We start from the raw sequence: 26,620 nt of genomic DNA, 5'->3' as shown, positions 1-26,620 counted from the left end.
TGCCCGAACTCCGGCGGCTCCTTCGAACTCATCTTTTCGATGGCTCCCCGCTCTGGTCGGTCACCGCCTCGGCCGCCTCCGCTTCTTCTTGGAGCCGTTCACTGCCCTCGTCGGCCGGCATGAATTGCTGTACCCTGGTGTTGCCGCTGTCCACGACGAAGACGCTCCCTCGTGCGTCCACGGCGATCCCGTACGGGAAGTTGAATTGCCCTTCGCCGTTCCCGAACCCGCCCCACTGCGTGATGTAGTTGCCTTCCCGATCGAACTTCTGGACCCGATGGTTGCCCGTATCGGTCACGTACACGTCTCCGCTGCTGTCCACCGCAATGCCCCAGGGCGACCGAAGCTGACCCGGCTCCTGCGCTTGAGGGCTGCTGGCATGACCCGGGCCGAGGCCGCCGCCCCACTTCGTGAGCAACTGCGGCAGCACGTTCGTGCTCGTGTCGAATTTCTGGACGCGATGGTTCCCCATATCGACGACGTAGACCGAGCCGTCGGCCTGGTCCACCGCGATGCCGCGCGCGAAGTAGAACTGCCCGTCGTTGTTCCCGAAGCTGCCCCACTGCATGATGAACTCGCCGCTCATGTCGAATTTCTGCACCCGGAAGTTCGCGCTGTCGACCACGTAGATGAAGCCGCGGACCCGATCGATGGCGATCCCCCAGGGGGAGCTGAACTGTCCCTCCCCGTTCCCTCGCGAACCGAACTTCATCAGATAGCCACCGAGCTTGCCGTCGAACTTCTGCACCCGATGGTTGTTGGTGTCGACGACGTAGACGTCCCCCTTGGCATCGCAGGCGATCCCCGTCGGGTTGTGAAAGTTGGCGTTGGCCGCGCCGAAGCTTCCCCACAGGATGATGAAGTTGCCGGCGTTGTCGAACTTCTGCACGCGGTTGTTCCCGTTGTCGACGACGAACAACGACCCTTGCTGATCGACGGCGAGCCCGTACATCGGGGCCATGAATTCGCCGCCGTGCAGCAGCGACGCGCCCCGCCCGGGCTTCCCCCACTTCGAGACGCACAGGTATCCGGAGGTGTTGAGGAGGATGCCGGCGCTGGCTGGAACCGAGACGTTGTTGCCGACGTCTTTGAACCAGACATAGACCGTCTTGGTGCCGTCGCCGGGCGACAGGATGAATGGAATCGTCGCACCGAACTTGTTGACCGGCTCGACCTCGACCCAGCCGGGGACCGTCGCGGTCGGCGCCATCGGACTTTCCGAGATGTAATACGCGGCGACCCCCGTGTCGACGTCGTTGGCCGCGATCGTCACGATCACCTCCGGGGAATTCGTCATGAACGCCCCGTGGTTGATGACGGCGGAGGGGTTCTGCGGCGCCGTGATGTCGATCAACACCGGCGTCGCCGTCACTTCCTCGGACAACCGGCTCTCCGTTCCGTCTTCGAATACCGCCGCCACCGCGTAATAGTAGGGAATATCGTTCGTCAGGCCCCCATGGACGTAGGGACTGGTCACGCCCTCGATGCGGGTCCCGGTTTCGACCGTGACACCCGGCGACGTGTGGAAATACAGGTTGTAGGAGACCGCGTTGGGGACGTCCAACCATCCCAACGTGACCTCGGTGTCGCCGGCTTTTGCGACGACGCTGCGCGGGCCCGGGATCCCTTCGGCCTCCTGGGGCTTGGCCTTGGCCTGTTCGGCGCGCTGAATCTCTTCCTCCGTCGGCGCATACTTGACCACGCGGTTGTTTCCGCTGTCGACGACGTACACGCAGCCCTCTTTGTCCACGGCGATTCCGTATGGGAAATTGAACTGCCCTTCGGTGATGCCGCGATTGCCCCAAGCGCAGATGAAGGTCCCGTTGCCGTCGAACTTCTGGATGCGGTGATTCCCGCTGTCCACGACATAGACGTTCCCCAGCGCGTCGCATGCCACGCCCCAGGGCGACTTGAACTGTCCGGGGCCGCTGCCTTCCTTGCCCCACTTCGTCAAGAAGCTCCCGCGGGCGTCGAACTTCTGAATCCGGTGATTGCCTTCATCGGCCACGTAGACGTTGCCGACGAAATCGACCGCTAGCCCCCGTGGAAAGAAGAAGGCGCCGTCATAGCTGCCATCCCGCCCCCACTTCATGATCGGGGTCCCGTCCGGCTGAAACTTCTGGACGCGTGAATTGCTGGTGTCCGAGACGTACACGTTGCCCTGATGGTCGGTCGCAATGCCCCACGGCACGTCGAACTTCCCGACATCGGCGCCGCGCCAGGCGAACCCGAACTTCCCCCACGCGTGCATGCAGTTGCCCTCGCCGTCGAACTTCTGCACGCGGTTGTTCCCGCTGTCCGCCACGTAGACTTCGCCGTCGGGCCCGCAGGCGAGACCGCGCGGGTAATAAAACAACCCCTCCTGAGCGCTCGGCTCGCCGCCCCACCGCGCAAGGAACTTGCCGTCCTTGTCGAATTTTTGAATCGAATGGTTGTCGGTATCGGCCACGTACATGTGGCCGTCTTTGTCGATGGCGATCCCGGTCGGAGACTTGAACTCACCGTCATCGACGCCCTCCTGCCCGAACGTCTTCACGATCAAATACGGGGAGGGAATCGCCATCACCTCGGCCGATTCGGGGCTCTCGCCCTTCGGCGTGACGACCGTAACCACATAGTGGTAGCAGGTCCCGTTGGCGAGATCTTCGTGGACGAACGGCGAGACGGCGCCTTCGATCAGGTTGCCCTTGTCTTTTTTCACACCCTTGATGGGGTTGAAGTCTTCTGCGCTGGCGATCGGGCGGGTCAACTCGGAAAACTTGATCTGGACGCCTTTGGTCGTCAGAAAGTAGATGTTATAGTAGAGCGCGTCGGGGACCGGGTCCCAGGTGATCGTGTTGCGACCATTGCCCGGTTTGGCCATGACGTTCGTGGGCGCCGGGGGCAGCTCTTCTTCTTCGGCGACAGAATCCCCAGCCCCCCAGTCGTCCGGGTTTCCCTGTGCAGACAGCCGCTTCCGCCGGAATTCCGCTCGATCCTCTTCCCACCACGTGTGCATATTGGCCCTCTTGTAACCGTGACAATAAAAGGTAAAGCGCCTTGTGGCTCAACAGGTTAGGATCGCGCAGTCTAACAAACGTGAAACAGATGCGTCAAGGCGGACATCAGACGGTGTGTGAACACGACACCGGGTGCCACGGGGCTCCTGCCGTCGCCCCGCTACACAGGACACGTTCATGAGGCTTGGCAGAACCGTGTACGTCACCCGAGAGCTCCCCGAGGCCGTGATGGCGGCGCTCTCCGCACGCCTGCACGTGATTCCTCCAGCGGGTTCTCGTCCCCCGACGCCGGACGCCCTGCTGGCCGGCATCCGGGAGGCCGACGCGGTGATTTGCACCCTCACTGAACGAATCGACGCCGGGGTGCTGGTACAGGCGACACGCCTCCGTGTCGTCGCGAACTACGCCGTCGGGTACAACAACATCGATCTGGAGGCGGCCCGACGCCACGGCGTGCTCGTCACGAATACCCCCGACATTCTCACGGAAGCGACCGCCGATCTCACCTGGGCTCTGCTCTTGGCGGTCGCGCGACGGGTCCCCGAAGGGCATCGGCTCGTCCAAGATGGTGCGTGGGCGGGGTGGGAAGCGTGCCAGTTGCTCGGCGCCGATGTCGCAGGGAAAACGTTGGGGGTCGTCGGGATGGGGAGGATCGGACAGGCAGTCGCGCGCCGCAGTATCGGATTCAAGATGTCCGTGCTCTACACGACCCGCAGCGGTTCGACGGGACAGGCCGCGCCGCTGGGCACACCAGTACCGCTCCGGGATCTTCTCATGGGCTCTGATTTCGTGAGCCTGCACGTGCCGCTGACACCCGAGACGCACCATCTGATCGGCCCCTCCGAGCTCGGCCTCATGCGCCCGGGCGCATTTCTCATCAACACCGCCCGCGGAGCGGTCGTCGACGAAGAGGCGTTAGCAGACGCCTTGGAAAAGGGGCGGCTGGCGGGGGCGGCGCTGGACGTGTACGAGCACGAACCCCAGGTGCATCCAGCGTTGCGGCGGCTCACCAACGTGGTCACGCTGCCGCATCTCGGCTCGGCGACGTTGAGCACCCGAATCCGAATGGGGATGGTCTGCCTGGAGAACGTCCTGGCGGTATTGGAAGGTCGTGAGCCGCCCAACCGCGTCGCCTGAGGCTTGAGCCGCCGAGGAGCCCACAGCGGGTACGCCGAGGCCCGTCAACGTCCGAGCTTCAAGTCCTCGGCTACCTCGTGGATGAGATTCGTCTCGATCCGCTCCTGCTTCCGGAGGTAGGCCTCGAGCAGCGCGTTGTCGCAAATCGTGTTGATGAGGCGGGGAATGCCTTTGGAGTAATGGCAGATGAGCGGGAAGGTCTCGCCTTTGAAGATTTCCTTCTGGCACCCGGCGATCCTGAGCCGGTAATTCACGTACGCTTCGGTCCCCGGCGAGTTGAGAGCCGTGAGCTCGTAGCGGACGGCGACCCGCTGATGAAGCGGACGGTCGAGAGCAAGGACCTGATCGAGCTCCGGGAGCCCGAACAGGACGAACGTAACGAGCTTGCGCCCGTTGTTCTCGATGTTCAGCAGGCCGCGAAAATCTTCCATCAACTCCTGGCTCCGCAACATCTGGGCCTCATCGATCAAGACGATCGCCTTCTTGCCAGACTCCGAGACCTCCTCAAGTCGCCGAGATAGCTGGGTCAGCAAGTCGGTCTTGCTCTCGGCGGGCGTGGTGATCTCCATCTGAAGCGCAATCTTCCGCAACATCCACTCGGACGTCACGGCGGCATGCAGGACGATTAACAGAGCCGCTTCATACTCGGCGGTTTCCAGCTCTTCCAAGAAACGCGTGGCGAGGGTCGTTTTTCCCGTCCCGACATCCCCCACCACCAGCGCAAGCCCTTTCATGTTCTCCGCGGCGTATTTCAGGCGGACCAGCGCCTCGGCATGTTGCTGGGACTTGAAGAAGAACCGGTTGTCGATCGTGATCGAGAAGGGATTTTCCTTGAGGTGGAAGAACTCCAGAAGACTCATTCGGTCCAATAATTAGAGGTAGGAGATCCGGCGTTTCTTTCGTTCCACCGTGCCGGGGCCTGCTGCGGCCGTCGCCGAGCCGGCCTCCATGTCGACCTCGCCCGCATCGATCTTCGTACCGCCCTGCAAGCGCTCCAAACGGATCGGGACATCAAGAAACGTGGGGATGGTCCCATACAGGTTTCGGGCTTTCTCCAAAAGTCCGCCGGTTTCATACAAGACGCCCAATTCGTAGCGGACGGGGATGGTCTTGTCCTTCTCGCACCGTGGGTCGGCAAGCGCCTGTTCGAGGCATTCCATAGCCGGCTCGAGCAGGCCTTGCTCTTTGAAACTGGCGGCCAACATGCTCGCAGCCTCGAGAAAACATTCCCTCCCATTGACGGCGAATCGAAGCTCCTCAACCGCTTCTGCCAGCATGCCCATGTTCTTGTACGCCATCCCGAGCTCGAAGCGCACTCGATAGTCATGCTCGGTTGGACCCGGCGGCTTCGACTCAACGGCAACCGGTTGGGGCTCGATTTCAACGACAGGAGTCCCATTGGGCTCTTCCACTTGTGTGGGCGAAGCGGCGGGAGCATTCTCCCCGGAACCCATTACGGGATCAGGGATGGCCGCATCAACGAGCCGCAAAGGCATGGGCTGGGCCGTGAAGGATGCAGGCTCCTCTTCCTGGACGGCAGGTTCACCCGCATCGAAGACCGGTGCGAGCGCCAACTCCAGCTCCGGTCTCGCGCCTTGGCCCGAAGCCTTCGCCTCGACCGCCACCGGGTCGGGTTGGACGCTCGGTTCCCCGTCGGAAGCCGGTAAGGCCGATGGCGTGGTCTCTACGTCGACTCGTGTGGCACCCGGTGCGGCAAGAGCGGTCGCAACGTCTGCGACCGCAGGACTCTCAGGGCCCAATGCCTTCATCTTGTTGAACAGCTCGGTGTGCCTGGACGGCGCTTCGGGATCGGGCTGCGCCAGCAGGACCATCACCGCCTTGCCATAGTGAACGACCGCGGTCGCCGGGTCACCCTTGCGCTCGTAGAGGCTCCCGAGCAGCTCCAAGAGGGACACACACTGAGGGTCCGCCTTCAAATAATCCGTGATCATCGACTCGGCCAAGGCATAGTCCTCAGCGCGAATGGCCGCCTCCGAGAGGAATTGAATTTCGCTCAGCGCAATCCCGAGCTCGCCGCGCCGCAAATGAAGCATCGCCAGGAGCCGGCATACCTGCGGATCGCCGGGCTGGGCGCTCAGGAGGTCCGACAGCAGTCTCTCGGCGTCATCATAGTCTCCGGCCTCGATGCGCTGCTGCGCCTGATCCAACGGAGAGTCCGTACTCGCCAGGCTCGGTATCTCGGCCTTGACGTCCTGGATCGCCGATTGCGGATCCTTCAGCAGCTTGGCGGCCTTGGCGTTGCCGGCGTCCAGCTTCAGGATCGTTTCATAGGCCTTACGGGCTTGGTCGATGTGGCCTTGTGCCACGGCCTCTTTGCCGAGCTGGAAATACGCCTTGATGGCTTCGTCCCGCTGATTTTCTTGGAGACACAGCTCGGCCAGGCGTTGGCGCGAGGCAAGACTGGTCGGATCGAGCGCGACGATCTTTCGATAGACGGCTAATGCCTCCCGGACGCGACCGTCGCGGAGGTAGAGCTTCCCCAGGGTGACATAGTCCGCGATCGCGTTGTTGACGAGCCCGCGTTCGGCGTTCAGATCGCCTAATTGCTGGTACACGCCGTAGCGCGACGGGTCGAGCTTGAGGATTTTCTTGTAGACGGCGATGGCCTTCAGCGCGGAACCGGCCGCATGGAAAGCGGCCCCGGCCTGGAGGTAGGCATCGATCGCTTCGTCGGTGGCGTTCCGCTTGAGGTGAAGATCACCGATATTGTTGTGGATGGACCCGTCGTTCGGGGAATCGGCGAGAAGTTTTCGCCATTCAGCGATGGCCTTGTCGAATTGGCCCTTGGCGGCCAACTGGTTGGCATTCTGCAATACCTTCCCCTTGTCCGCCTCCAAGCAGCCCCTCCTTCTGCACCGAAAAAAGTATCAACATTCCGCAGGACTGTCAAGGATTTACGACACCAAGCACGGCAACGATGTAGAGAGCACGAACCGGCGTCAAAAACACAAAGGGTCCGCCGAGATGGCGGACCCTTTGGAGGAAGAAAGCGGCTTAGTTCCCGCTGCTCATCGACATTTTCATGACGTTGGCGGCTTGAGGGCCTTTTGCTCCTTGGACGATGTCAAACTCCACGCTTTCCCCTTCTTTCAGCGACTTGAATCCGTCCCCCTGGAGCGCGGAATAGTGAACGAACACGTCCTCCCCGCTTTCGAGTCGAATAAATCCAAATCCTTTCCGGTCATTAAACCATTTCACCGTGCCCTTACTCCTCACGAGATCCTCCTTTCCTCAATCGCCCAATGACACCCTGTCCGGGCCTTTACTCTGCGACTAACAAAAATGGCCGCAGAAAGCGGGGTTTCTGCGGCCTTGAACGAGCGTAACAATGCGCATGAAGACATGCCTGAAGGAAAAGCGGGGAAGTCTCTAGCATTAATCCCGTAGCCTGTCAAGCAATGTTTTCACGCCAAGCGCACGCGCCCGAATGGCGCTCTCACGTGGCGCCTTGAATTGTCTGCGTGCCTCTGATCGGGTATAGTGGCCTAACCGCGGGTCAGGACCCCTCATTGAATAAGATTCTCGATCGGTACATCTTCGCAGAACTGCTTCCTCCCTTCTTGATCAGCGTCGGAGCCCTGTGCTTCGTAATGCTGACCAAGGAGCTTCTCCGCCTGGTCGAGCTCTTCGTGTCCAAAGGGATCGGCTTGACCGCGGTCATCAAGGTGTTCTTGCACCTCCTGCCGTCGTTCCTCGTGCTGACGCTGCCGATCGCCGGCATCATCGCTTCCATTACGGCTTTCAGCCGGCTGTCGTTCGACAAAGAATTGGTGGCCATGAGGGCCGCAGGGTTGAGCCTGCTTCGCTTGTCCTGGCCCGTCTTCGTCTTCTCATGCCTGGTCTTTGCACTGACCCTCGTGCTCTCGCAGTGGGGCCAACCCTGGACGAGCGTCTCGTTGAAGAAGCTGGCCTTGAGCCTGCTGCGCGACCAACTCACGCTCGCCTTGGACAAAGGCGTGTTCAACGAACCGATTCCTCAAATGGTGATCTACGTCGCCGACACCGCGCACAGCGGGGGCCACATCTTCATTGCCGATGAGCGCAATCCCAAAGAGCCGCGCGTGATCGTCGCAAGCGCGTACAGTGTGCTCAACGATCCCGCGAGCGGCAGCATCGGGATTCGCCTCCTCAATGGAACGGTGCACAGCCGTCCCGATCAAATCGACCAATACCAGCAGGTCGCTTTTTCGACGTACGATCTGAAGCTGACGCTCGATCAGAGCTTGTATGCGGCCGCCGACGAGCGCCCGTCCCGGGAAGCCATCCTCGCCCAACTCCAGCGGAGCAACTGGCAGGACGCCGCCGCTTTGCGCCGGCTGATGGAGTCCTACAAGGACTTGGCATTTCCGACAGCGGCCCTCATTTTCGGGATGGTGGGCATTCCCGTGGGGATCGTATCGAAGCGTTCTGGGCGTATCGGTGGATTCGCCGCCGGCGTGATGATCATCATCGTCTACTATGTGCTCAACGTCCTGTGTGAATTCCTCGTGACGACGCTGATCCTGCCCCCTTTGGCCGGGGCGTGGGGGCCCAACGCCGTCTTTTTAGCGACCGGGCTCGTCTTGTTCCACCGGGTCAGTCGCCGCTGATCCTATGCGGATTCTTTTTCGATACCTCGTCCGCGAGTACCTGAAGGTCTTCCTCATGTGCTTTGCCGGTCTGATGACCGTGTACCTCGTCGTCGATTTTTTCGAGAAGGTCCGCCGGTTCATTCGCTTCGACGCCGAGGCGGCTCACATTCTGCTGTTTTTTCTTTTGCGCACGCCCGCGATCGCGTTTCAAATCGCTCCGCTCGCGGTGCTCATGGCTACGTTGCTCACCCTGGGCATCCTCTCGCGCAATCACGAGATCACGGCGATGCGGAGCTGCGGAATCAGTCTCTACCGCACGGCGCTCCCGTTCCTCCTCTGCTCGGTGGTCATCGCCCTTGCCTTGTTCCTGCTGAGCGCCGTTGTGATCCCGGTGACGAATGCGCAAGCGGAATACGTGAAGACCGTGTTGATCGAAAAGAAGAACCCGCTGGCCATCCTGAAATCGATCCGCCCCTGGATTCAGCTCGAGAATCAAACACTCATGAACATCGAGGTTATGGAACCGGACGGGCTCACACTTCGCGGGCTGCGCCTGTATCGTCTCGGGTCCGACTTTCGGTTGCTCGAAATCAGCGAGGCGAAGCTGGCGCGCTTTACCACGGAGGGCTGGGTCATGGAAGACGGCGTCACGCGCGTCCTGCTCCCCGGCGGCGGCGTGCGGACGGAGCCGTTCACGACAAAACCCCTCGCGCTCTCGCATGATCCGGCCGACTTCCGGGCAGGCCTCTCGGTGGACTCAGAGGAGCTGACGCTCCGGACGCTCCGGATGCGCATCGAGCGGTTGAGGCAAGACGGCTACCAAGTAGCTCGTCTGTTGACGGAGTACCACGGCCGTATCGCCTTTCCGTTCGTCAGCGTGGTCATGGCGGTCGTCGGGATTGCGCTCAGCTTGAAACGGACCGGTACCCGGGGCGGCGGGATGGCGATCGGGATCGGCCAAGCGCTCGTGATCGGCTTTCTCTACTGGACCACTCATTCGGTCGCCATCGCGCTTGGTCGCAGCGGCGTCATGGCGCCGTTGCTCGCCGGCTGGGTCTCGAATCTCCTGTTTCTGTCATATGGCACATACCTGTATTTGAAGGTCAGCCATTAAATGGCTCGGCGACGGTATCGGTGACCGAGATCTCGGCGCTCGACGCAGCGATTCCAGCTCGAAGGGACCCCGCAAGTTGACTGGGGAGGGTCCATAGAGTAAAAGACAGTGCGATTGAGGCTCCGCCTACACTAGCCCATGCAACCACGCGCCGTCATTACAGGCCTGGGGATCGTCTCCCCGATCGGCATCGGCATCGAGCAATTCTGGAAGGCCGCACTCGAAGGTCGGTCGGGGATCACGGCGATCGGCTCGTTCGGCGACTTTCCGATGGACAGTTACCGCTGCCGGGTAGCCGGGCAGGTGGCCGACTTCAATCCAACCCGATTTCTCGATTCTCCTCATGCCGACCGGGTCGACCGCTACGCCCAGTTCGCGCTCGTCGCAGCCAAGGAAGCCGCCCTCGACGCCGGCCTCCGGATGGACCACGAATCCCCTCACCGCGTGGGCGTCATTGTGGGGGCCGGCATGGGCGGCATGGTCATGGGGGAGCGCGAGATCACCCGCCTCTACGAAAGCCGCCGCCCCAACCGCGTTCATCCGAATTTCATTCCGACCATTACCTTGAACTCGGCCTCCGGGATCATCGCCATGGCGCATGGCGCCAAAGGGCCGAACCTCACCATCTCCACGGCATGCTCCTCGAGCGCGCACGCAATCGGGCAAGCCTTAACGTGCATTCGTGACAACCGGGCCGATGTGGTGATCGTGGTCGGCGCGGATGCCAGCATCACGCCGTTGGTCTTTGCGGGGTTTTGCTCCTTGCGGGCGCTCTCCACCGGGTACAACGAGACGCCGGCGCGCGCCTCACGACCGTTCGATCGCGGACGTGACGGGTTTGTGATGGGCGAAGGCGCGGGAGCCCTCATCATCGAGTCGTTGGCGCACGCCAAGAAGCGAACAGCACGGATCTATGCGGAGGTCGCCGGCTATGCGGCGACCAGTGAAGCCTATCACATGGTCATTCCGCGAGAAGACGGCACAGAAGTCGCGACGACCATGCAGTTGGCGCTTCGTGATGCCCGGCTCCTCCCCTCACAGATCGACTACATCAACGCCCATGCCACGTCTACCGCAATCGGGGATGCGGTCGAGATCAAGGCCATTCGGCGGATGTTCAAATCGAGGGCCGAGCGACTGGCCGTGAACGCGACGAAATCACTGGTCGGCCATACCCTGGGGGCCGCCGGGGCCATAGGAGCGATCGTCTGCGCGCTCACGCTCCAGACCGGCCGCATCCATCCGACGGCCAATTACGACGACCCGGACCCGGCGTGTGCGCTCCCGGGCATTTCGAATCACGGGCAAGAACGGAAGGCCAAGGCCGCCCTCCTCAACGCTTTTGGCTTTGGCAGCAACAATGCCGCCGTCGCATTCAAGCGATTCGCATGAGGCTACGACCATGACGACGGCGTCGGTTGCCGATCGCATTCAACGGGCTCTGGGCGACTATTTGAAACGCGATGTCACGAGCATCACGCCCGCTCATTCCCTGCGGGACGACCTTGGCCTCGACTCCATGGCCACCATCGAGCTCCTCTTCCGTATAGAAGAGGCCTTCGATCTCCAAATTCCTGATCAGGACCTGCAGAAGCTCCAGACCGTGGGTGATGTCATCCGTTATGTCGAGGGCCGGCTGAAGTCATCGGCGCCCGCCACCCGCCGCCCGGCGCCGTCCGTGAAAAAAGCGGCCGGTCCCAAGAAAAAGGCACGATAGCATCCATGTCTGGAGAGCCGGCCGGGCGGCGCATTTCACTCAAGGAGATCGGCGAGACGGTTGGAGGCAGAGTCGTCGGCCGTTCGGATATCACTATCACCGGCGTCTCGAGTCTCTCGGATGCCGGGCCTCACGATCTTGCCTATATCGCAGCCGATCGGTTCATCCCGGCCGCTCGCGAATCAAAGGCCGCGGCCTTCGTCGCGGCTCGCGACCTTTCCGATCTCGGTCGTCCACACATCGTCGTTCCCAATCCCGCCTATGCCTTCGCCCGAATTACCGAGCATTATTTCGTCACACGGCCTCCCGTCCGGGGTATTTCCCCCGAAGCCGTCCGAGGCCGGGACGTCGAAATTGGACCCGATCCCTCCATTTGGCCCTTCGTTACGATTGGGGACCGCGTGAAGATCGGCGCCCGAGCCACCCTCTACCCTGGCGTCTTTCTCGGCGACGATACGGTCCTCGGCGATGACTGCATCCTCTATCCCAATGTCACCGTCCGCGAGGGCTGCCGGCTCGGTTCACGGGTCATCGCGCACAGCGGAACGGTGATCGGGAGCGACGGATTCGGTTATGTGCAGCACGAGGGCCGGCACTGGAAGATTCCGCAACTCGGGATCGTAGTGATCGAAGACGACGTCGAACTAGGTGCCAATGTGACCGTGGACCGCGCGACCTTCGGGCAAACGCTGATCAAGCGCGGGACCAAGATCGACAACCTTGTCCAGGTCGCTCACAATGTCCGCGTGGGAGAGGACTGTATCCTCGTTGCACAGGTTGGTGTGGCGGGTAGCACGACGCTCGGGGATCACGTGATAGTTGGTGGACAAGCCGGCCTTGCGGATCATCTCGAGATCGGCGACCAGACGATGATCGCCGCGCGGTCCGGGGTGAATCGCAGTATCGGGCCACGCCAAGTGGTGTCCGGCGCCCCCATCATGCCGCACGACGTGGCCGTCAAAGCCCATGCCCTCATCCCGCGCCTGCCGGACCTTCGCCAGCAACTGCGGAACTTGGAACAGCGCGTGCGGACCCTGGAGGCCGGTCAACGGAATAATGCAGCTGCTAAGCGGTCAGGCCCCTCCAAGCGTAAACAGAGCCGGAAGTAGCTCCGACCTCAGCGTCGCCGCCCCGGCTTGTGAGCCGAAGCTTCGATCAGAATTCCCCGCCAAAAATAAACCTTTGCCCAAAAGAATCCAACCCACGGCATCAAGAACGCCGCCACATAATAACTCGTCCCGAACACAGAGATGACCGCGGATGCGCCGAACAGGGCGGCGGCGCCGAGCGTATAAGCCAGCGGCACGAGCTGTCGACCCCGATGGTGAATGTCCGGGATCGTCATGTCCTTCGCCGGCCGCTTCCGTGGATCCTGGGCAAAGATACGCAACCGGCCGGAGAAGTGGCCGGGAAACTCACGAAGGAGGTACTGTTGATAACGGGTCTGGGTCCATCCCAGTAACACACCGAGGCCAAGCAACAGCACGGTTTCGACGAAAGTCCGCCAGCCATATGAAATGGAGAAGAACTGATAGACCAAGCTGGCCATCCCAGCTACCATGAAGACGAGACCAAGGAGGCTCGATGGTAGCAGCACGTGCGTGCGGATATATTCCTTGGCCTTGAGAGACTCGTCTTCAGCCCGATGAGTGGTGATGAGCTTGGGCATAGGAACTGCCTTAACGGCCGACAACCTCTTGAGTGGGCGGGATTATAACACTCGTGATTACAAGAAACCGGGGCAGTGCCTCGAATATCTTTGGCAATTCTGTTTCCACAAAAATTGTGGACCACCTGTGGATAGGATTGTGAATACAATGAACGCGCTGATGTCCTCGGCGTTTGCGAGCAGGTTGCCTAAATTTTGGGCTTTGAAACCACCTGACTTTCAGCGCCTTACGCAGGCTTGTGGTCTAGGGGTAGAGGGAACTCAAGATACGGGGGGGATAGCAGGTCGATTCAAGCGGTGAACGAGGGTTACTGAAGCACAAGCTGTTCGATGGCGGCGCGCTCGGCCCTCCCAATGTCCGCCCATTGCACAGCCAAGGGCAGGATACCGTGGAGCCGATGTTCGATGGTCTCGAATCGGTCCTCTGGAATCTCAACGGCGTGCTGCGACACGATCGTGAGAAAGCTCTGAAGGCCGTGGAAGAAAAGCATCAGCGCCTTGGCTTCAGCCTGCCGTGCACTGTCGTGCAGGGCTCGAACCTCGTGCAATAATTCCTCGACCCCCTGAGCGAATGAGCCGTCCTGGTAGGATTTAGCTCTTGAAAAGAGGCCGATGAGGCCGGGCAGCAGCTTCTTGACCTCGCTCAAAAACTGCTCGTCGACGCGATCGAGATCCTTGACGATTTGACACACGTCCGAACCGCTGATGAATCGCCAGCCCGGTTCTCCGTACTCCTTCTTCGCGATGCGAATGACGACATCGACCATATGGCGCGTCGGGTCGCCATGGGGACCATGGTGACGTTGAAAGTCTTGCAGTTTGTCCATGACGGCCGTGGTGGGCTCGGGAGGCGCTGTCGGTTGGCTGGATTCCGGTGTGGCTGGGGCGAACCCGTCACGGAGCGCCGTCTGAACCTGCCGAACGAGGCGATCAAGACCTGACACCTGGCCCGTCTTGGTCTCCGTGAGCCCCTGAACCGTGGCAATGATGCTGTTGAGCGCAGCGCGGAGTACGGTCAACTGCTCGGCAGGCGTTGTACCGACGCGCTCACGCATGACTTCAAGCAACGGGAGCAGCGCGAAGGACAATGTTTCGAGATCGCGCAGTTCAACGGTGGCGGCAGAGCCGCCGAGGTTCGCGATGCCGCATGCAATGGTCTCATAGAGCTTGGCTTTGCGATCCGAGGTCGGATGGTGCTCCAACTCCAGGAGGGCCGTGTTGCACTGATTGATCCATTCTTGGGCTTCAAGAACGAAGAGTCCTAAGACTTCGGCGAGAAAGGCCTCTTCATCCACGGAATTGACCATAGCGGCCGCCACCACGTCAGCCGATCAACCGCGTGTCGTCATTTTCCGGAGCGGCGGCGAGTCGGGAGATCTTCGAGAGCACGTCCCGTAGTCCATCGACTCGGGCATTGGCGTTCATGAGCGATTCCGTCAGATCTCGCACCTGGGCATTGGCATTGGTCCATGCTTGCTCCGCATCCTCGCAACGCCGCATGGCCTCCTTTGCCCGGCCGCGCTCCTCCGACAGCGCCGCCTCGAGAGCGGCGACGCGCTCTCCGGCCTCACCGTGCTTCAGGATTTCGTTGGTCAACTCGGACAGCCGTTGCTGCTGATCAGCCAGAAGCGCCTGCAGCTCAGCGACCGTCGCGTGCCCGCCGTGCGGAGGCACGTCACCGTGTGGCTCGGGCATAGCTCGTCGCAGTTCCGCCACGAGGGTTTCAAGCTCCCGGTTCCGCTGCTCGAGGTCGGCGATGCGAGCGTGATCGACGGTGAGGGTCTCGAGACGCCTTTGGTACTCGGTCAACTGTGCTTCGAGCTCCCCGCTCCGGCTGTTGCTCGAACCGGTTTCGAGTTGGGCGGCCAGTTGGCTGGATCGGGCTCTCTCCTCGTCCAGCAGTCGTTCCAATTCCTTGATCCTGCCGGCCGCCTCGCGAAAGGATTGGAGCTGGTCCTCAGTGATCTTGTAGGCCTTTCGAGCGGCAGTCCCCGTGGAGGAGATGTCTTCGCTCGCATGAGGACCATGAACAGGTGCCCTAGGCTCCTCCTGGGGCTGCGATCCCGTCTCTGCCCCCGGCTCGCACTGCTTGGCCATCAACTCGCGTACCCGCTCCTGCAGCGACGTACCCTGGAATGGCTTTTTCAGCACGCCATTGGCCCGGCACGACTCCGCCTGTCGGTTCACCTCGTCGTTGACGATCCCGCTGATCAGTAGAACCGGCGTATCCGCCAACGCGGCCTGCGAGCGCACGAACCGGCAGACGTCATACCCGCTCTTGTCCGGCATGATGACGTCCGAAATGATGAAGTCGGGGTGCTCGGTCGTGAGATACGCCATCGCCTCTTCCCCGCTGGCCGCCAGCGCCACCTCCATTCCCGCTTCCGTAAGCAACCGTTCGGCGACCTTGCGAACGGTGATGCTGTCATCCGCGACCAGAATCTTTGGCATATATCCCTCCGCTTTCTATGGCCGATCTCTGCGCCCCCAGCCCCAAACGTGCAAGCGAATAAAGCGGGACTTCTTCGACGCCGATGCGGCACGTGCCGACCACATCCGAATCACGCCAGGGAACGGGCCGAATAGTGGATTCGTCGATGACCTGAAGCGACGGCATCTCACTGTCAATGCAAATGGCAATGGGTCCGTCATGGCGCTTGGCGATCACACACAAGGGAACATCGCCTTTCACCGTCACGCCCAATTTCCGTGCGAGATCAAACACGGGGAAGACGTCGCCATTCCGGCGTAGAAGAGCCGAGATGAACGGCGTCCCGCTAGGCACCACAACTGGCTGAGACCAGGGCCAGATGCCTCCGACCTCGCGCGCACGTGCCGCAATTCGTCGCCCGCCGACGGAAAACAGCAACACCGCAGCCTGTCGCTGTTCCGCGGTTGCACGGGCAGCGGGCTTAAATTTGAGCCCACGGAGTGTCGTCGGCATCGTTGACTTCTTCCACGGGCATCACGCTCCACCTGTCGTGAAGGACGTCGGAACCCGTCTCGAGAGGTGAAGCAGCGCTCGTCTCATGCGTGTCGAACGGCCCCACGCGTCCATCCGCGGAGACACCGCCAGGCCGACGCTCGGATGAGAGGAGCCAGTCGGTATCGATGACCAAGGCCACGGTCTCTCCGAAGGGCACCAACCCTTGAAACCACCGACGTTCAGGTCCAACAAAATGCGCCGGCAACGGTTGAATGTGCCGGACATCGATGTCCCGAAGACCGATCACCGAATCGACTTGGAAGGCGACATGGGCGGCATTCCGTGCTCCGCCTCTTTTGCACACCACCGTGCACGAATCCGGGGATAGATAGGATCCCGTCATTCCAAATTCTTCTGAAAGATGGGATGGAGCCGCCGATAGTCCGAAAGGTTCGAGGAGGCCGAGGCTTCCGCCTTCGTCATGTCGCACGACCGTGCGCACGATCTCGGCGGCGAGGGCGTAGTGTGTGGCACCGCAGAACACCAGCAGGAACTCCCGGCCCTGGTCGGCAGCGGCCTTAGCCCGTACATACCCGCGGAGGCTCACCGAATCCTCACAATCGGCTGCCGACGGCATGAGGCCGTCACAGCGCTCCTCACGACTTCACTCCCGCCGGCTGTCCAAGCCAACGGGTGATCTCCGCGATCAACGTCCGTTCCTCCACCGGCTTGGCGATGTAGCCGGATGCGCCGACACTGAGCGCCATCTGGCGGTGCTTTTCGCCGGCGCGTGTCGTCATGACCAGAACCGGTGTGGTTTTCGTCTGCGGCCGGTCGCGCAGCCCTTGGATGACTTCATAGCCGTTGAGCTTCGGCATCTCCAGATCGGTAATGATCAAGCGGTAATCCCCGGTCGCCGCCTTCCGCAAACCTTCTTCGCCGTCCACTGCAGTGTCGATCTCATAGCCGGCAGCCTCGACCATTTTGCCCACGAACTTTCTGATGCTGAGCGAATCATCAATGAGCAGGATCTTGACCGCGGTCGGCGCAATGGAAGAGGGCCGTCCCTCGCCGTCGAGGTCTCGACCGGTTCTCGCGCTGTCATTCTGCGGCGCATGAAGCAAGGCCTCCACCCGGTGCCCGGCGAACAGACGCGCAACGTCGAGCACGAGAATCACCTGGCCTTCCGGGTCGATCGTGGCGCCGACGAAGGGCGACTCTTGGAATGGCTTGAGCTCACTCAGGGCCTTGATGACGATTTCTTGACGGCCTAGCAATTCGTCGACCACGAGGCCTTGGACGCCGGTCGCCGTCCGGATAATCACGACTGGAGTGGCACCGATGGCACGGTCGCCGTGGATTCCCAGCAAGTGGGTCAGTAACTGGACGTCGATAGCTTCATCGGACAAGTGGAGCACCGGGCGTCCGCCGATCTCTTGGATGGACCCGGGGAGCGGCATGACGACTTCACGGATATTCGGGAGCGGCAGAGCATACCGCTCACTGCCCGCGCGCACGAGCAAGGCCGTCGAAATTAACAGCGTCAGCGGCAACCGCAGCGTGAACTTCGTTCCCATGCCCAGTTCCGTCTCGACCTCGATTTGTCCGTTCATCGCTTCGAGCGTCTGTTTGACGACGTCCATGCCGACGCCTCGACCGGCGACCTCTCCGACGTGCTCGGCCGTCGAGAAACCGGGGAGAAAGATCAGCTTGATGGCGTCCGAGTCAGACATCGAGGCGGCGGATTCGGGGGCCAGCATACCGAGAGAAATCGCTTTGCTCTTGATCTTCGCGACATCGATTCCCCCGCCGTCGTCCTCGACCTCGATGACCACCGCATTTCCGCGGTGGGAGGCCGTGAGGTACACGGTCCCGGTGGCCGGTTTTCCGCGAGCAACTCGGACCGTCGCCGGCTCGATCCCGTGATACACGGCATTTCGGACCAAATGAATCAGGGGATCGACCAGGCGCTCGACGACACCCGTATCCACTTCGGTCTGCTCACCGGCTGTGACCAGTACAACCTGTTTTTCAGTGTGGCGGGCCATTTCGCGGACGGCTCGGTGGAAGCGGACGAAGGGCGTGCCGATCGGCACCATCCGGGCCCGTGCGATCTCGTCTCGCATGCTGAGCGAGAGCTGCTGCAGTTGGCCCATATCTTCCCGCGCTTTTCGGATCGACCCGTTCAGCTGCGCCATCGACTCGCTGACGTCCGCCGACACCTCGGCCAATCGCCTGGCCAGAATATTGAAATCATCGTAGCGATCGAACTCCAACACCCCGAATTCGCCGAGCTTCTGAATCTCGGCAAGGTTCGGTCGCCCTTGTGCGGTCATCGTGCTTTGGGCCGAGGTCGGGGTCGGAAGGGTGAACGTATGTTTCTCCTCGAAGGTGCGAACGGCGTCCAACATCCTCCCCTTGAAGGCCAACAGTTGATTGGAGAGCTGTTCAAGCGAGACAAGCCGCTGTTCGAGACGACCTCGGCTGATGACGAGCTCGCCAACCAGATTGAGCAGGCGCTCGAGACGGTCGCGGCTCACTCGAATCACCGCCGTCTCCTCACCGCGCGCTTCACCATCCTTGCGTTGATCGCTGTCCGGACTCGGCTCGACAGTTTGGTCTTCGCCTCCTACCGGGCTCTGTCGTGGGATCGAGGCGCCACGTGCACCTGCCGGTTTCGCGGCCGGGAGACCGATTTGCGCCAACCGCGCCATGATGCCCAAGAATTCACGGCGGACCTGTTCGAGCATCCGTGGGTCGCGCTTCATGAGCATCTTGACGACATCCACGACGCGGAATACGGTGTCCGTCAGTTCCGCGGTGATCTTGATCCGACCGTCACGAAGCGCGCCGACGAAGTCTTCGACATGATGAATCAAGTCCCCGATGGACTTGAACCCGACCGTATGGGCCGATCCTTTCAGGGTGTGTGCGGTTCGAAACAGTTGCTGAAGCAGCTCTGCATCGTCAGGCGATTTTTCTAGCCTCAAAATCGCCCCCTCGATCGCTTCGATGTATTCCTGGGCCTCGGGCGCAAAGTAGGAGACGACCTCGGCATCGATTTCCGGGAGCAGATAGCTATCCGACAGATCGGCACCCGGAAGTGCAGTGGGCCGCTCGGTGTGCTCTTCCATTGAATCGGCGGTCCGAGGGAACGACCCATCCGAAGGCAGTAGATGGACGAAGCGGCGAGCCCAGGCTTCGGAAGCTCCGGCATCTTCCATACCACGCTCTTTGATGGCCTGAATCTGCGTCCGAAGGGTGAATGTCAAGTCCCGGAGCATCCCCACCGTTTCCGGCCAACGATCTGCAGGCACCTCGACCGAACGTTCCACCAAGCTTTCCAGGTAGTTCGTGAGCCCGGCTACCTCCGCATAGCCGTACAGGGCCGACGCGCCCTTCAAGGTGTGAGCCGCGATGTATTCTTCGCGTACTGACTCCGGACCCGGTACGGCGTCGTCGGGCGGATGTAGGGCGTTCCAGATCCGGGCCAGGCTGTCTTCCGCCTCGGCGACGAAAAAGCCGATCAAGCCCTGTCGATCGAAGTCTGCGCTCATCATCCCCCCGGCGTAATCGCCTGACTAGGCGACCTTGAACTGAGCCACGGAGCCGGACAGAATTTCAGCCAGTTTGGCCATTTCTTCGACTGTGAGCCGAGCGGAGTCCGTCGCTTTCTGCGTCTCGACGGCGCCGCCGGTGAAGTCTTTGATCGTCGCACCCACCGATTCCGTGTTCACCGATTGTTCGGTCGCTGAACGGGCGATCAGTTGAGCGAGCTCTGAGGAGCGCTGAGCGATTTCCGAGATTTCTTTGAACACGTCACCGGTCCGCAATGCCGACGCAGATCCTGCTTCCACCGCCTGGGTTTCCTGCTCCATCGCCACGACGGCATCCTGCGTTTCCTGCTGAATGACCTTGACGAGGTCCGCAATCTCACGGGTCGCCTGGGTCGAATTTTCCGCGAGCTTCCGGACTTGATCGGCGACGACCGCAAATCGCGCGCCCGCCTCGCCTGCGCCGGCCGCCTCGATGGCGGCGTTCAGCGCGAGCAGGTTCGTTTGAGAGGCAATCTCTCGAATCGTCGACACGATTTGCGAAATTTCCAAGGAACGGTCGCCCAGCCCCTTTACCTGTTTCGACATGCGTTGCACGGCCGCCCGGATATTCTGCATATCCTGCACCGTTTCCTGCACCGCCAGACGGCCCCGTTCCGTGGCCGTCAACACCTGCTTCGCGCTCTCCGAAGACGCGCCGGCTGTCTGTGCCACCTGCTTCATGGACGCCGCCAGGTTTTCGACGGAACTGAGCGCGCGAACCGATTCCTCCGCCTGATGCTTGGCCGTGTTCGCCATCCTGCCCGACGTGTCCCGCAGGGCTCCCGCGGAGGAGTTCACACGCTCAGCGGCATCCTTGACCTGCCGCAGCAATTTGCCGAAACGATCCAACATCAAGTTGAAGGCGTCCGCCAGGTTCCCGAACATGTCTTCTGTGACCGTCCCGCGCTTCGTCAAGTCCCCTTTGCCGACGTCCGACACCAGCGCCAAGAACTGCATCAACTGCTTCTGCATGCGATCTCGCTCGCCTTCCGTCTGCACGAGAGCCGTGATCCGGTCGAGCATGGCGTTGAAGGCCTTGGCCATCTGGCCCAACTCGTCCCGGGTCGTCAACTTGGCACGGGCTTGGTACTGACCGGAGGCGGCCAAGGTTGCGACGTCTGCGATGTGCGTCACGCCTCGGGCGAAGAAGCGGGCCATCACATATCCGATGACCAGTCCGAGTCCTACCGCGAGCGCCCCGCCCAGCGTCAACACAAACGTTCCGTTCCGTGCCGCCGTCTGAGCGTCTTCGTTCAAATCGCGCGCGACCTCTTTGATCGTGGCAACCTGCTCACCGTGACGAACGATGACGTGCTCGAACGTCGGGGTTAAGTTCGTCGTCAGGGCCAAGACACCCAGGTTTCGAAGTTCCTTGGCCTGCTCGGGCGTGTATTGCGACTTGTCGAAGCTGTCGATGAACGCGCTCAGGGCGGCCTCGGCTTCCGTAAAATACGTCTCGACCGCCGGCTTGAGCTGGGCCAAATCCTTGGCTTCATCGCGCCCGGACCGTGAGACTCGCAGCGTGGTCGCCTCGTAGTCGGCGATGTTCTTCAACACGGCTTGCTTGAGAGGATTCAGCCGCGCCACCTCTTTCTCGAAGTCCTCTTTCCGAACCGTCTTTGAGATGTCGAGCAGCAATTCATGGTGCTGCGTCAAGCTGGTTCCCATGGCGGAGAAGTACGCTAACGGGACGGTGTATTCCTCGTAAATCGTGTGGGACTGGTTCTTGAGCTGCTGGAGGGTGATGACGCCGATGAGGGTCATGGTCAAGATGATGACGCTCACGGCGCCGAACCCCACCATGAGCTTGGCCTGCGTCTTAAGGTTGTGGAACCACTCCTTCGCGTTGAACTTGACCATGTCTGCCTCCCTTTCCCGGTCACCTCATCGTACAAGCCCTGATCATGTGAGTTGTGCCATGTGAAGCGTGCGGCCTTCGACCTGGCTGAACACCGCCGGAATCTCGAGCATGCCCCCGAGTCGATCCTCGACCTTCAAGACCACAGAGACAAACGGCCGAGTTGCGCCTCGGCCGTTTTGAATCGCGGGCAGCAGTTGTTCCGGCTGTATCGTCCTGATTTCCGGCACACGCTCGACAAGAATGGCCAGTTGATGCGGTCCATGCCGAAGGACGACCCCGAAGGGAGGAGGAGGACCGGTGACCGCCAATCCCAACAGCGGGCGCAGGTCGACCAGCGGGATGACGAGTCCGCGCAGGTTGGCGACCCCGATCAGGCATACCGGCATCCCGGGTACCGGCGTGAACGATTCCACTTCAAAGACCTCCCGCACGTTCTGCAGGTCGATTGCAAACAGTTCCCCTGCCAGGCTGATCAAGCACACGCGGAGAGAGCCAGCGCTTCTCCCCTGCCCGTGCATCTGCTCGCCGGATTCGTGCAACGCGAGGGCTTGTATGGTCACGCCGTCCTCCTACTCCACGCGACCTAGTTGAGCACCTTCTTGACCGCCGTCAGCAGGTCCTCACCCTTGAAAGGCTTGACGATGTAGGCATTCGCCCCTTGCTGTTGTCCCCAGAATTTGTCGCTGTCCTGCCCCTTCGACGTGCAGAGCACGATGGGAATGTTCTTGAGTCGCTCATCGGCTTTCAGGTCACGACAGGCTTGAAACCCGTTGCGCCCGGGCATGACAACATCGAGCACGATGGCGTCCGGCCGCTCGCTCAAGAGCTTCTCTTCCAGCTTGTCGGTGTTCGGATAGCAGACAACCGTGTGGTTGGCGCCTTTGAGCACGCTCTCGATCAACTGCAGCTCTGCGTATGAATCATCGACGACGACGATCTTGCTCATTCTGTCCCCCCTGATTGGAATTGATCCCCACGCCCACTCATCGCATTTCAATGAATCGGAATCACCAAACTGATCGCGCCGGCCAATCCGCCTTCGCGCAAGCCTTCCTTCTTATTGCCGGTGATGTCCTTTTCCCCTCGCGGCTCCCCGTGGCAGCGCAAGCACGTCGCCCCCGCATATTCCGGCGTCATCATCCGCAAGGCCGGGCGACCTTCGTACATCACCGTGCGGCTGTACTCCTTGCCTTTGGGATAGGACGGGTCCGCAAACATCTTCAGGACCTCGGCCTCGAAATCGTCGGGTTTATTCCCCGGGAATCGGTAGTCAGTCGCCGTCAACTTCAGGCGGATCCCTGTCTTTTGCGCGAACTTTTCTCCGGTCTTCCGCCCCCATACGGCGGGGATCATCCCTTTGAAACCGATGCCCTGCTTGTTGATGACCGGTTGGGCTTCCGCGATGACCTCCTTACCCGAGTCGACGAGGGCGAGCAGCACCTTGTTGTAAGGCGTGCTGTTCGGTTGGCGTAAATCGATTTTCGTGACCTCGCGATATTTCTCGATCATCTTGTCGCCCATGTATTCGGCGGTAAAACCTTTGTTCCCCTTGCTCGCATCGTTGATCAGCTCTTGATGCGCGGAGATGACGCTTCGACCGGCCTGAAGCAATTTCACCAGTAACTCACCGACTTCCGCCTCGTTACCCGCATGGACCGGATCTGAGATGAGCAGGAGTGAGACGACAGCAGCAGCGCCAAAGGCGAGAGCCGATCGAATGGCGTTCATGGTTCCCCTCCCTGTGTGTGTTAAATATAGCTAACGCTGAAAAAACCGCGCGCCGCTTGCCAGTCGAGTAACTATAGTAAGTACAGACCGCGACGGCCCTCAGCAATTTCAGTGCCTAGTGCAAGCACCTAACTCGGTCAGGACTGGCGACGCGAAGCACAGTGATTCATGAAGAATTCCAGCCCGATGGGATGAATGGGAGGGCCAGGTAAGGGGCGTGACTCAGCCGGCCGCACTCCCCCGAGACCGAAGGAGTACAATTTCCGGCGCATCCGGCAAAATTTCGTTACGAACAGAGACGAACCGGCACGGTGTGACGCCGAGCGGGTGAAACGTTGCAGCTTCGCTCTACGGCTGTGGGCCGTCCGTCCGCTCCCACAGGAGTTCCGGTTCTCCTCGTTTCTTGGCCGCCCAGCGAGCCCAGACGAAGAGTGCATCGCTGAGGCGGTTCAAGAATTTGATCATCTGAGGGTCGACGACTTCGTCGTGGGACAGGGCGACGCAGATACGCTCGGCGCGGCGGCAGACTGTTCTCGCCTGATGTAAGAGGCTCGGCACTTTTCCACCACCCGGCAGGATGAACTCCTTCAACGGCGCCAGATCTCCTTGGCAATGATCGATGAAGCGCTCCAGCCGCGCGACGTCTTCAGCCGTGGCACCCGACATCACGGCATCTGCACTTTTCGGCATACTGGCCAGGGCGCCTCCGATATCGAACAGCTTGTTCTGAACCCAACGGAGAGCGTTCTCGAGCTCAACGGCGGCGGCCGGCTCCGTTCCAGGCTCGTTGAAAGCCCTCACGACCCCGATCGACGCATTCAGCTCATCGACCGTCCCATAGGCTTCGACCCGTAGGCTGTCCTTCCACACTTCCTGGCCGCCTGCGAGTCGCGTTTTCCCGCCGTCACCCGTCCGTGTGTAGACTTTCGTGATACGCATGCTGCCCCCCAGGCGTCATGGTGAGATTGATTCGCCGCATTGGATTGCTCGCAGCACCGGCATGAGGTCCATATGGCGCTCGACGTGATCGGCCCAACGGTCCATGGCGCCCTCACGTGCTTGTGTCACCCGTGTCGACACAGAAACATCCAGCCACGGCAAGGTCTTCCGTCGGCGCAGGCGATTCAACCATGCGCGCCGAAACTGCGGTTCATCAAAGACACCGTGGATGTACGTTCCCCAGACCGTCCCTTCGCTGTTGATCGAGCCGTCCTGCGTCACCTCGGAAGACCGGCCGGCCTCGAGGGCGGCCTGAGAGCCGTGTCCAAAAAAGACATCAAAAGCATGGCGACCGGAACGTCGCGCCGTGCGACCCAGATGAATGTAGTAGCCGGTCACTGGCATCGACTCCGCTCCCTGCCAGAGGACGGGTGAGGCGCGTACCTGGATGGTGTTCTTGGTCGTGCCCAGCTCGGTCTCGATATCCAAGAGGGCGAAGCCCGGCTCTCGGCCGCCCGCCTCCACCCCGTGCGGATCTCGAATGTCCATCCCCAGCATTTGGTATCCGCCGCAAATGCCGACGATCTCCCGGCCGCGGTCCGCGTGTCTCTCGAGGACTGGAACAAAACCGGTTTCTCGAAGATACCGAAGGTCCTCGATGGTGTTCTTGGTCCCGGGGATGATGACCACATCGGCGTCCTCGATCTGCCGCGGATCGTGCACATAGCGCAGGACGACGTCCTCCTCGGCGGCCAGCGCGTCGAAGTCCGTAAAGTTGCTCATGCGCGGCAACAGCGCGACGGCGATATTGATGCGATCGGAGGCAAATGCACCGGCATCCTGCCGAGGGAGGTCGAGGCTGTCCTCCTGATCCAATCTCAGGTTTCGCAGGAACGGGACGATTCCGAGAATCGGCACACCGGTCCGAGTTTCCAACCAATCGACGCCGTCGGCAAAGAGCTTCGGATCTCCTCGGAACTTGTTGATCACGACTCCGATCAGTCGAGCCCGCTCCTGGGGCAACAGAAGGTCGACCGTGCCGACCACCTGGGCAAAGACGCCGCCGCGATCGATGTCCGCGACCAAGATGACCTTCGCATCGGCCAGCTCGACCGTGCGCCAGTTCGCCATGTCATGTTCACGAAGATTGACCTCCGCCGCACTGCCCGCCCCTTCGATGACGATCGCCTCATACTGCTCGCGCAACCGGGCATAGCTCTCCCGTACGTATCGGAACAGCTCGTCGGTCTGGTCAAAATATCGGGCGGCCGCTGCCGAGCCTCGCACCCGGCCATGGACGACGACTTGCGCCGAGTCCTCACGCTCGGGCTTCAGCAGGATCGGATTCATATCCACGTGCGGGGCAAGATAGCAGGCCTGCGCCTGCAGGGCTTGAGCCCGGCCGATCTCTCCTCCTTCCGGCGTGGCATACGAATTCAGAGACATGTTTTGAGCCTTGAACGGCGCGACCCGAACGCCGCGTCTCGCCAGCAAGCGGCAGAGGCCCGCAGTCAAAACGCTCTTCCCCGCATCAGAGCTCGTTCCGAGCACGGCGACCGCTCGGGCTGGCGTCGTCACCGAGATCCTCCCTCCGGCCTGGGCGCCACGCGGCCCTTCGAGCAACCCGTCGCCGCCCATTTGCGATACCGGCGAATGCCCTCGTCCATCCCCCGGCTTATCACCCTGCCGACGAGTGCTCCGATCAGTGTGTGCGTGCCGCCGTACCGGACACGGGGGCCGGCGCCGTTCACGACGACCAACGCGTCCGTTCCCGTCCCGGTCGCTCCGTCGGCCCCACTACAGCTCTTCACGCCGGCAGCCAGCAGGGCGGCAGTCTTGCCTTCGGTCGCAACTTGCACCAGCGTCACCATCGCGGAGAGGGCGAGACGGGCGTTCGTCACGAGAATCACATTGATGGTCCCGGGCGTCCCTCGCAATCGCCGCTCCCGTGCAACCGGAGACTCTCCGACCCGGACCGCGTTGGTCAGGCCGACGGTCAGAAACGCCTCCATCCACACCCCGTCCGCCTGCTCCCTGATACAGACGAGCTGCGTCATCGGCACCGCCGTCATCAGGGCCACGCACCGTTGGCCGGCCCGGAGACGATGGGCGAGGCGCCCGAGGTACCGACGTGGATCCCCCCACCCGTCGTCACGGACCTCCGGCCGAATGTCGACCTGATGATTCAGCACGTACCGGGCCGTCACGAGGCCGCCGCCGCGGGGCGCAGAGGACAGGATGCGCCGGGGCCGATGGAGATCGATGACCAGCGTCCGCTCGATCACCCTGAAGGACGTCACGAACCCCGCCCGATCTGTCGAGTGGACGATCGATACCGACAT

General features: G+C 61.4%; 23 protein-coding genes. 6 read left to right on the top strand and 17 right to left on the bottom strand.

Annotated features, from left to right (window positions below; genetic code table 11):
• Window positions 1-28: 28 nt before the first annotated feature.
• The gene (locus ACWHYV_RS08560) at window positions 29-2,998 is read right to left on the bottom strand and encodes a 6-bladed beta-propeller (protein WP_447980228.1); all 2,970 of its coding nucleotides are present in this window, start codon (window positions 2,996-2,998) and stop codon (window positions 29-31) included.
• Window positions 2,999-3,176: 178 nt separating this feature from the next.
• On the opposite strand from ACWHYV_RS08560, the gene ACWHYV_RS08555 reads away from it, so the two are divergent.
• Window positions 3,177-4,136, top strand: a complete 960-nt coding sequence (locus ACWHYV_RS08555; protein WP_447980227.1) for a 2-hydroxyacid dehydrogenase — start codon at window positions 3,177-3,179, stop codon at window positions 4,134-4,136.
• Between the two features lie 44 nt (window positions 4,137-4,180).
• On the opposite strand, the gene ACWHYV_RS08550 is transcribed toward ACWHYV_RS08555, so the two are convergent.
• From ACWHYV_RS08550 to ACWHYV_RS08540, 3 genes are all read right to left on the bottom strand, one after another.
• Window positions 4,181-4,996: an ExeA family protein gene (locus ACWHYV_RS08550; RefSeq protein WP_447980226.1), complete on the bottom strand. Its 816-nt coding sequence runs from the start codon at window positions 4,994-4,996 to the stop codon at window positions 4,181-4,183.
• 12 nt (window positions 4,997-5,008) lie between these two features.
• Entirely contained in the window at window positions 5,009-6,994 is a 1,986-nt protein-coding gene (locus tag ACWHYV_RS08545; RefSeq protein ID WP_447980225.1) for a tetratricopeptide repeat protein, read from the bottom strand.
• 157 nt (window positions 6,995-7,151) lie between these two features.
• Entirely contained in the window at window positions 7,152-7,373 is a 222-nt protein-coding gene (locus tag ACWHYV_RS08540) for a cold shock domain-containing protein (RefSeq protein WP_447980224.1), read from the bottom strand.
• A gap of 293 nt (window positions 7,374-7,666) precedes the next feature.
• Between ACWHYV_RS08540 and ACWHYV_RS08535 the strand changes: the two genes are divergently transcribed.
• From ACWHYV_RS08535 to lpxD, 5 genes are all read left to right on the top strand, one after another.
• Window positions 7,667-8,746 carry an LptF/LptG family permease gene (locus tag ACWHYV_RS08535; RefSeq protein ID WP_447980223.1) on the top strand — a complete coding sequence of 360 codons (1,080 nt, stop codon included), beginning with the start codon at window positions 7,667-7,669 and terminating at the stop codon, window positions 8,744-8,746.
• Between the two features lie 4 nt (window positions 8,747-8,750).
• On the top strand, window positions 8,751-9,842 hold the full coding sequence (lptG, locus tag ACWHYV_RS08530) for an LPS export ABC transporter permease LptG (protein WP_447980222.1): 1,092 nt from the start codon (window positions 8,751-8,753) through the stop codon (window positions 9,840-9,842).
• A gap of 138 nt (window positions 9,843-9,980) precedes the next feature.
• Window positions 9,981-11,234, top strand: coding sequence for a beta-ketoacyl-ACP synthase II (gene fabF / locus ACWHYV_RS08525; RefSeq protein ID WP_447980221.1), 1,254 nt, complete (start codon window positions 9,981-9,983; stop codon window positions 11,232-11,234).
• 10 nt (window positions 11,235-11,244) lie between these two features.
• A complete protein-coding gene (locus ACWHYV_RS08520) occupies window positions 11,245-11,559 on the top strand; it encodes an acyl carrier protein (protein ID WP_447980220.1) in 315 nt (104 codons plus the stop codon).
• A 5-nt stretch (window positions 11,560-11,564) separates the two neighbouring features.
• Window positions 11,565-12,668 carry a UDP-3-O-(3-hydroxymyristoyl)glucosamine N-acyltransferase gene (gene lpxD / locus ACWHYV_RS08515; RefSeq protein ID WP_447980219.1) on the top strand — a complete coding sequence of 368 codons (1,104 nt, stop codon included), beginning with the start codon at window positions 11,565-11,567 and terminating at the stop codon, window positions 12,666-12,668.
• A gap of 8 nt (window positions 12,669-12,676) precedes the next feature.
• Here the strand turns inward: lpxD and ACWHYV_RS08510 are convergent, their stop codons facing one another.
• From ACWHYV_RS08510 to ACWHYV_RS08450, 13 genes are all read right to left on the bottom strand, one after another.
• Window positions 12,677-13,228, bottom strand: a complete 552-nt coding sequence (locus ACWHYV_RS08510) for a hypothetical protein (protein ID WP_447980218.1) — start codon at window positions 13,226-13,228, stop codon at window positions 12,677-12,679.
• A 308-nt stretch (window positions 13,229-13,536) separates the two neighbouring features.
• Entirely contained in the window at window positions 13,537-14,535 is a 999-nt protein-coding gene (locus tag ACWHYV_RS08505) for a hypothetical protein (RefSeq protein ID WP_447980217.1), read from the bottom strand.
• A gap of 16 nt (window positions 14,536-14,551) precedes the next feature.
• On the bottom strand, window positions 14,552-15,679 hold the full coding sequence (locus ACWHYV_RS08500) for a response regulator (RefSeq protein ID WP_447980216.1): 1,128 nt from the start codon (window positions 15,677-15,679) through the stop codon (window positions 14,552-14,554).
• Window positions 15,654-16,172 carry a chemotaxis protein CheW gene (locus tag ACWHYV_RS08495; protein ID WP_447980215.1) on the bottom strand — a complete coding sequence of 173 codons (519 nt, stop codon included), beginning with the start codon at window positions 16,170-16,172 and terminating at the stop codon, window positions 15,654-15,656. The genes ACWHYV_RS08500 and ACWHYV_RS08495 overlap by 26 nt, the downstream gene beginning before the upstream one ends.
• A complete protein-coding gene (locus ACWHYV_RS08490; protein WP_447980214.1) occupies window positions 16,141-16,791 on the bottom strand; it encodes a chemotaxis protein CheW in 651 nt (216 codons plus the stop codon). Before ACWHYV_RS08490 ends, ACWHYV_RS08495 begins: the two co-directional genes overlap by 32 nt.
• Before the next feature lie 19 nt (window positions 16,792-16,810).
• Complete coding sequence (locus tag ACWHYV_RS08485) at window positions 16,811-19,714, bottom strand: hybrid sensor histidine kinase/response regulator (RefSeq protein ID WP_447980213.1); 2,904 nt, start codon at window positions 19,712-19,714, stop codon at window positions 16,811-16,813.
• Between the two features lie 21 nt (window positions 19,715-19,735).
• Complete coding sequence (locus tag ACWHYV_RS08480; protein WP_447980212.1) at window positions 19,736-21,610, bottom strand: methyl-accepting chemotaxis protein; 1,875 nt, start codon at window positions 21,608-21,610, stop codon at window positions 19,736-19,738.
• Window positions 21,611-21,652: 42 nt separating this feature from the next.
• Entirely contained in the window at window positions 21,653-22,171 is a 519-nt protein-coding gene (locus ACWHYV_RS08475) for a chemotaxis protein CheW (RefSeq protein ID WP_447980211.1), read from the bottom strand.
• 23 nt (window positions 22,172-22,194) lie between these two features.
• Window positions 22,195-22,557 (bottom strand): response regulator transcription factor, encoded by a 363-nt coding sequence (locus ACWHYV_RS08470; RefSeq protein WP_447980210.1) that lies wholly within the window; start codon window positions 22,555-22,557, stop codon window positions 22,195-22,197.
• 47 nt (window positions 22,558-22,604) lie between these two features.
• Window positions 22,605-23,339 (bottom strand): Tll0287-like domain-containing protein, encoded by a 735-nt coding sequence (locus tag ACWHYV_RS08465; RefSeq protein WP_447980209.1) that lies wholly within the window; start codon window positions 23,337-23,339, stop codon window positions 22,605-22,607.
• Between the two features lie 348 nt (window positions 23,340-23,687).
• A complete protein-coding gene (locus tag ACWHYV_RS08460) occupies window positions 23,688-24,278 on the bottom strand; it encodes a cob(I)yrinic acid a,c-diamide adenosyltransferase (RefSeq protein ID WP_447980208.1) in 591 nt (196 codons plus the stop codon).
• Window positions 24,279-24,293: 15 nt separating this feature from the next.
• Entirely contained in the window at window positions 24,294-25,856 is a 1,563-nt protein-coding gene (locus tag ACWHYV_RS08455) for a cobyric acid synthase (RefSeq protein WP_447980207.1), read from the bottom strand.
• Window positions 25,853-26,620, bottom strand: coding sequence for an adenosylcobinamide amidohydrolase (locus ACWHYV_RS08450; RefSeq protein WP_447980206.1), 768 nt, complete (start codon window positions 26,618-26,620; stop codon window positions 25,853-25,855). The genes ACWHYV_RS08455 and ACWHYV_RS08450 overlap by 4 nt, the downstream gene beginning before the upstream one ends.

Source organism: Candidatus Nitrospira bockiana (assembly GCF_965152565.1).
The sequence above is the reverse complement of the archived record's forward strand: the minus strand, read 5'-3'. Positions and strand labels throughout refer to the sequence as shown.

What these genes read in the sequence shown, in the direction of transcription:
- ACWHYV_RS08560 (WP_447980228.1), bottom strand. Translation starts at nt 2,998, where the DNA reads ATGCACACGTGGTGGGAAGAGGATCGAGCGGAATTCCGGCGGAAGCGG.
- ACWHYV_RS08555 (WP_447980227.1), top strand. Translation starts at nt 3,177, where the DNA reads ATGAGGCTTGGCAGAACCGTGTACGTCACCCGAGAGCTCCCCGAGGCC.
- ACWHYV_RS08550 (WP_447980226.1), bottom strand. Translation starts at nt 4,996, where the DNA reads ATGAGTCTTCTGGAGTTCTTCCACCTCAAGGAAAATCCCTTCTCGATC.
- lptG (WP_447980222.1), top strand. Translation starts at nt 8,751, where the DNA reads ATGCGGATTCTTTTTCGATACCTCGTCCGCGAGTACCTGAAGGTCTTC.
- fabF (WP_447980221.1), top strand. Translation starts at nt 9,981, where the DNA reads ATGCAACCACGCGCCGTCATTACAGGCCTGGGGATCGTCTCCCCGATC.
- ACWHYV_RS08520 (WP_447980220.1), top strand. Translation starts at nt 11,245, where the DNA reads ATGACGACGGCGTCGGTTGCCGATCGCATTCAACGGGCTCTGGGCGAC.
- lpxD (WP_447980219.1), top strand. Translation starts at nt 11,565, where the DNA reads ATGTCTGGAGAGCCGGCCGGGCGGCGCATTTCACTCAAGGAGATCGGC.
- ACWHYV_RS08510 (WP_447980218.1), bottom strand. Translation starts at nt 13,228, where the DNA reads ATGCCCAAGCTCATCACCACTCATCGGGCTGAAGACGAGTCTCTCAAG.
- ACWHYV_RS08505 (WP_447980217.1), bottom strand. Translation starts at nt 14,535, where the DNA reads ATGGTCAATTCCGTGGATGAAGAGGCCTTTCTCGCCGAAGTCTTAGGA.
- ACWHYV_RS08500 (WP_447980216.1), bottom strand. Translation starts at nt 15,679, where the DNA reads ATGCCAAAGATTCTGGTCGCGGATGACAGCATCACCGTTCGCAAGGTC.
- ACWHYV_RS08495 (WP_447980215.1), bottom strand. Translation starts at nt 16,172, where the DNA reads ATGCCGACGACACTCCGTGGGCTCAAATTTAAGCCCGCTGCCCGTGCA.
- ACWHYV_RS08490 (WP_447980214.1), bottom strand. Translation starts at nt 16,791, where the DNA reads ATGCCGTCGGCAGCCGATTGTGAGGATTCGGTGAGCCTCCGCGGGTAT.
- ACWHYV_RS08485 (WP_447980213.1), bottom strand. Translation starts at nt 19,714, where the DNA reads ATGATGAGCGCAGACTTCGATCGACAGGGCTTGATCGGCTTTTTCGTC.
- ACWHYV_RS08480 (WP_447980212.1), bottom strand. Translation starts at nt 21,610, where the DNA reads ATGGTCAAGTTCAACGCGAAGGAGTGGTTCCACAACCTTAAGACGCAG.
- ACWHYV_RS08470 (WP_447980210.1), bottom strand. Translation starts at nt 22,557, where the DNA reads ATGAGCAAGATCGTCGTCGTCGATGATTCATACGCAGAGCTGCAGTTG.
- ACWHYV_RS08465 (WP_447980209.1), bottom strand. Translation starts at nt 23,339, where the DNA reads ATGAACGCCATTCGATCGGCTCTCGCCTTTGGCGCTGCTGCTGTCGTC.
- ACWHYV_RS08460 (WP_447980208.1), bottom strand. Translation starts at nt 24,278, where the DNA reads ATGCGTATCACGAAAGTCTACACACGGACGGGTGACGGCGGGAAAACG.
- ACWHYV_RS08450 (WP_447980206.1), bottom strand. Translation starts at nt 26,620, where the DNA reads ATGTCGGTATCGATCGTCCACTCGACAGATCGGGCGGGGTTCGTGACG.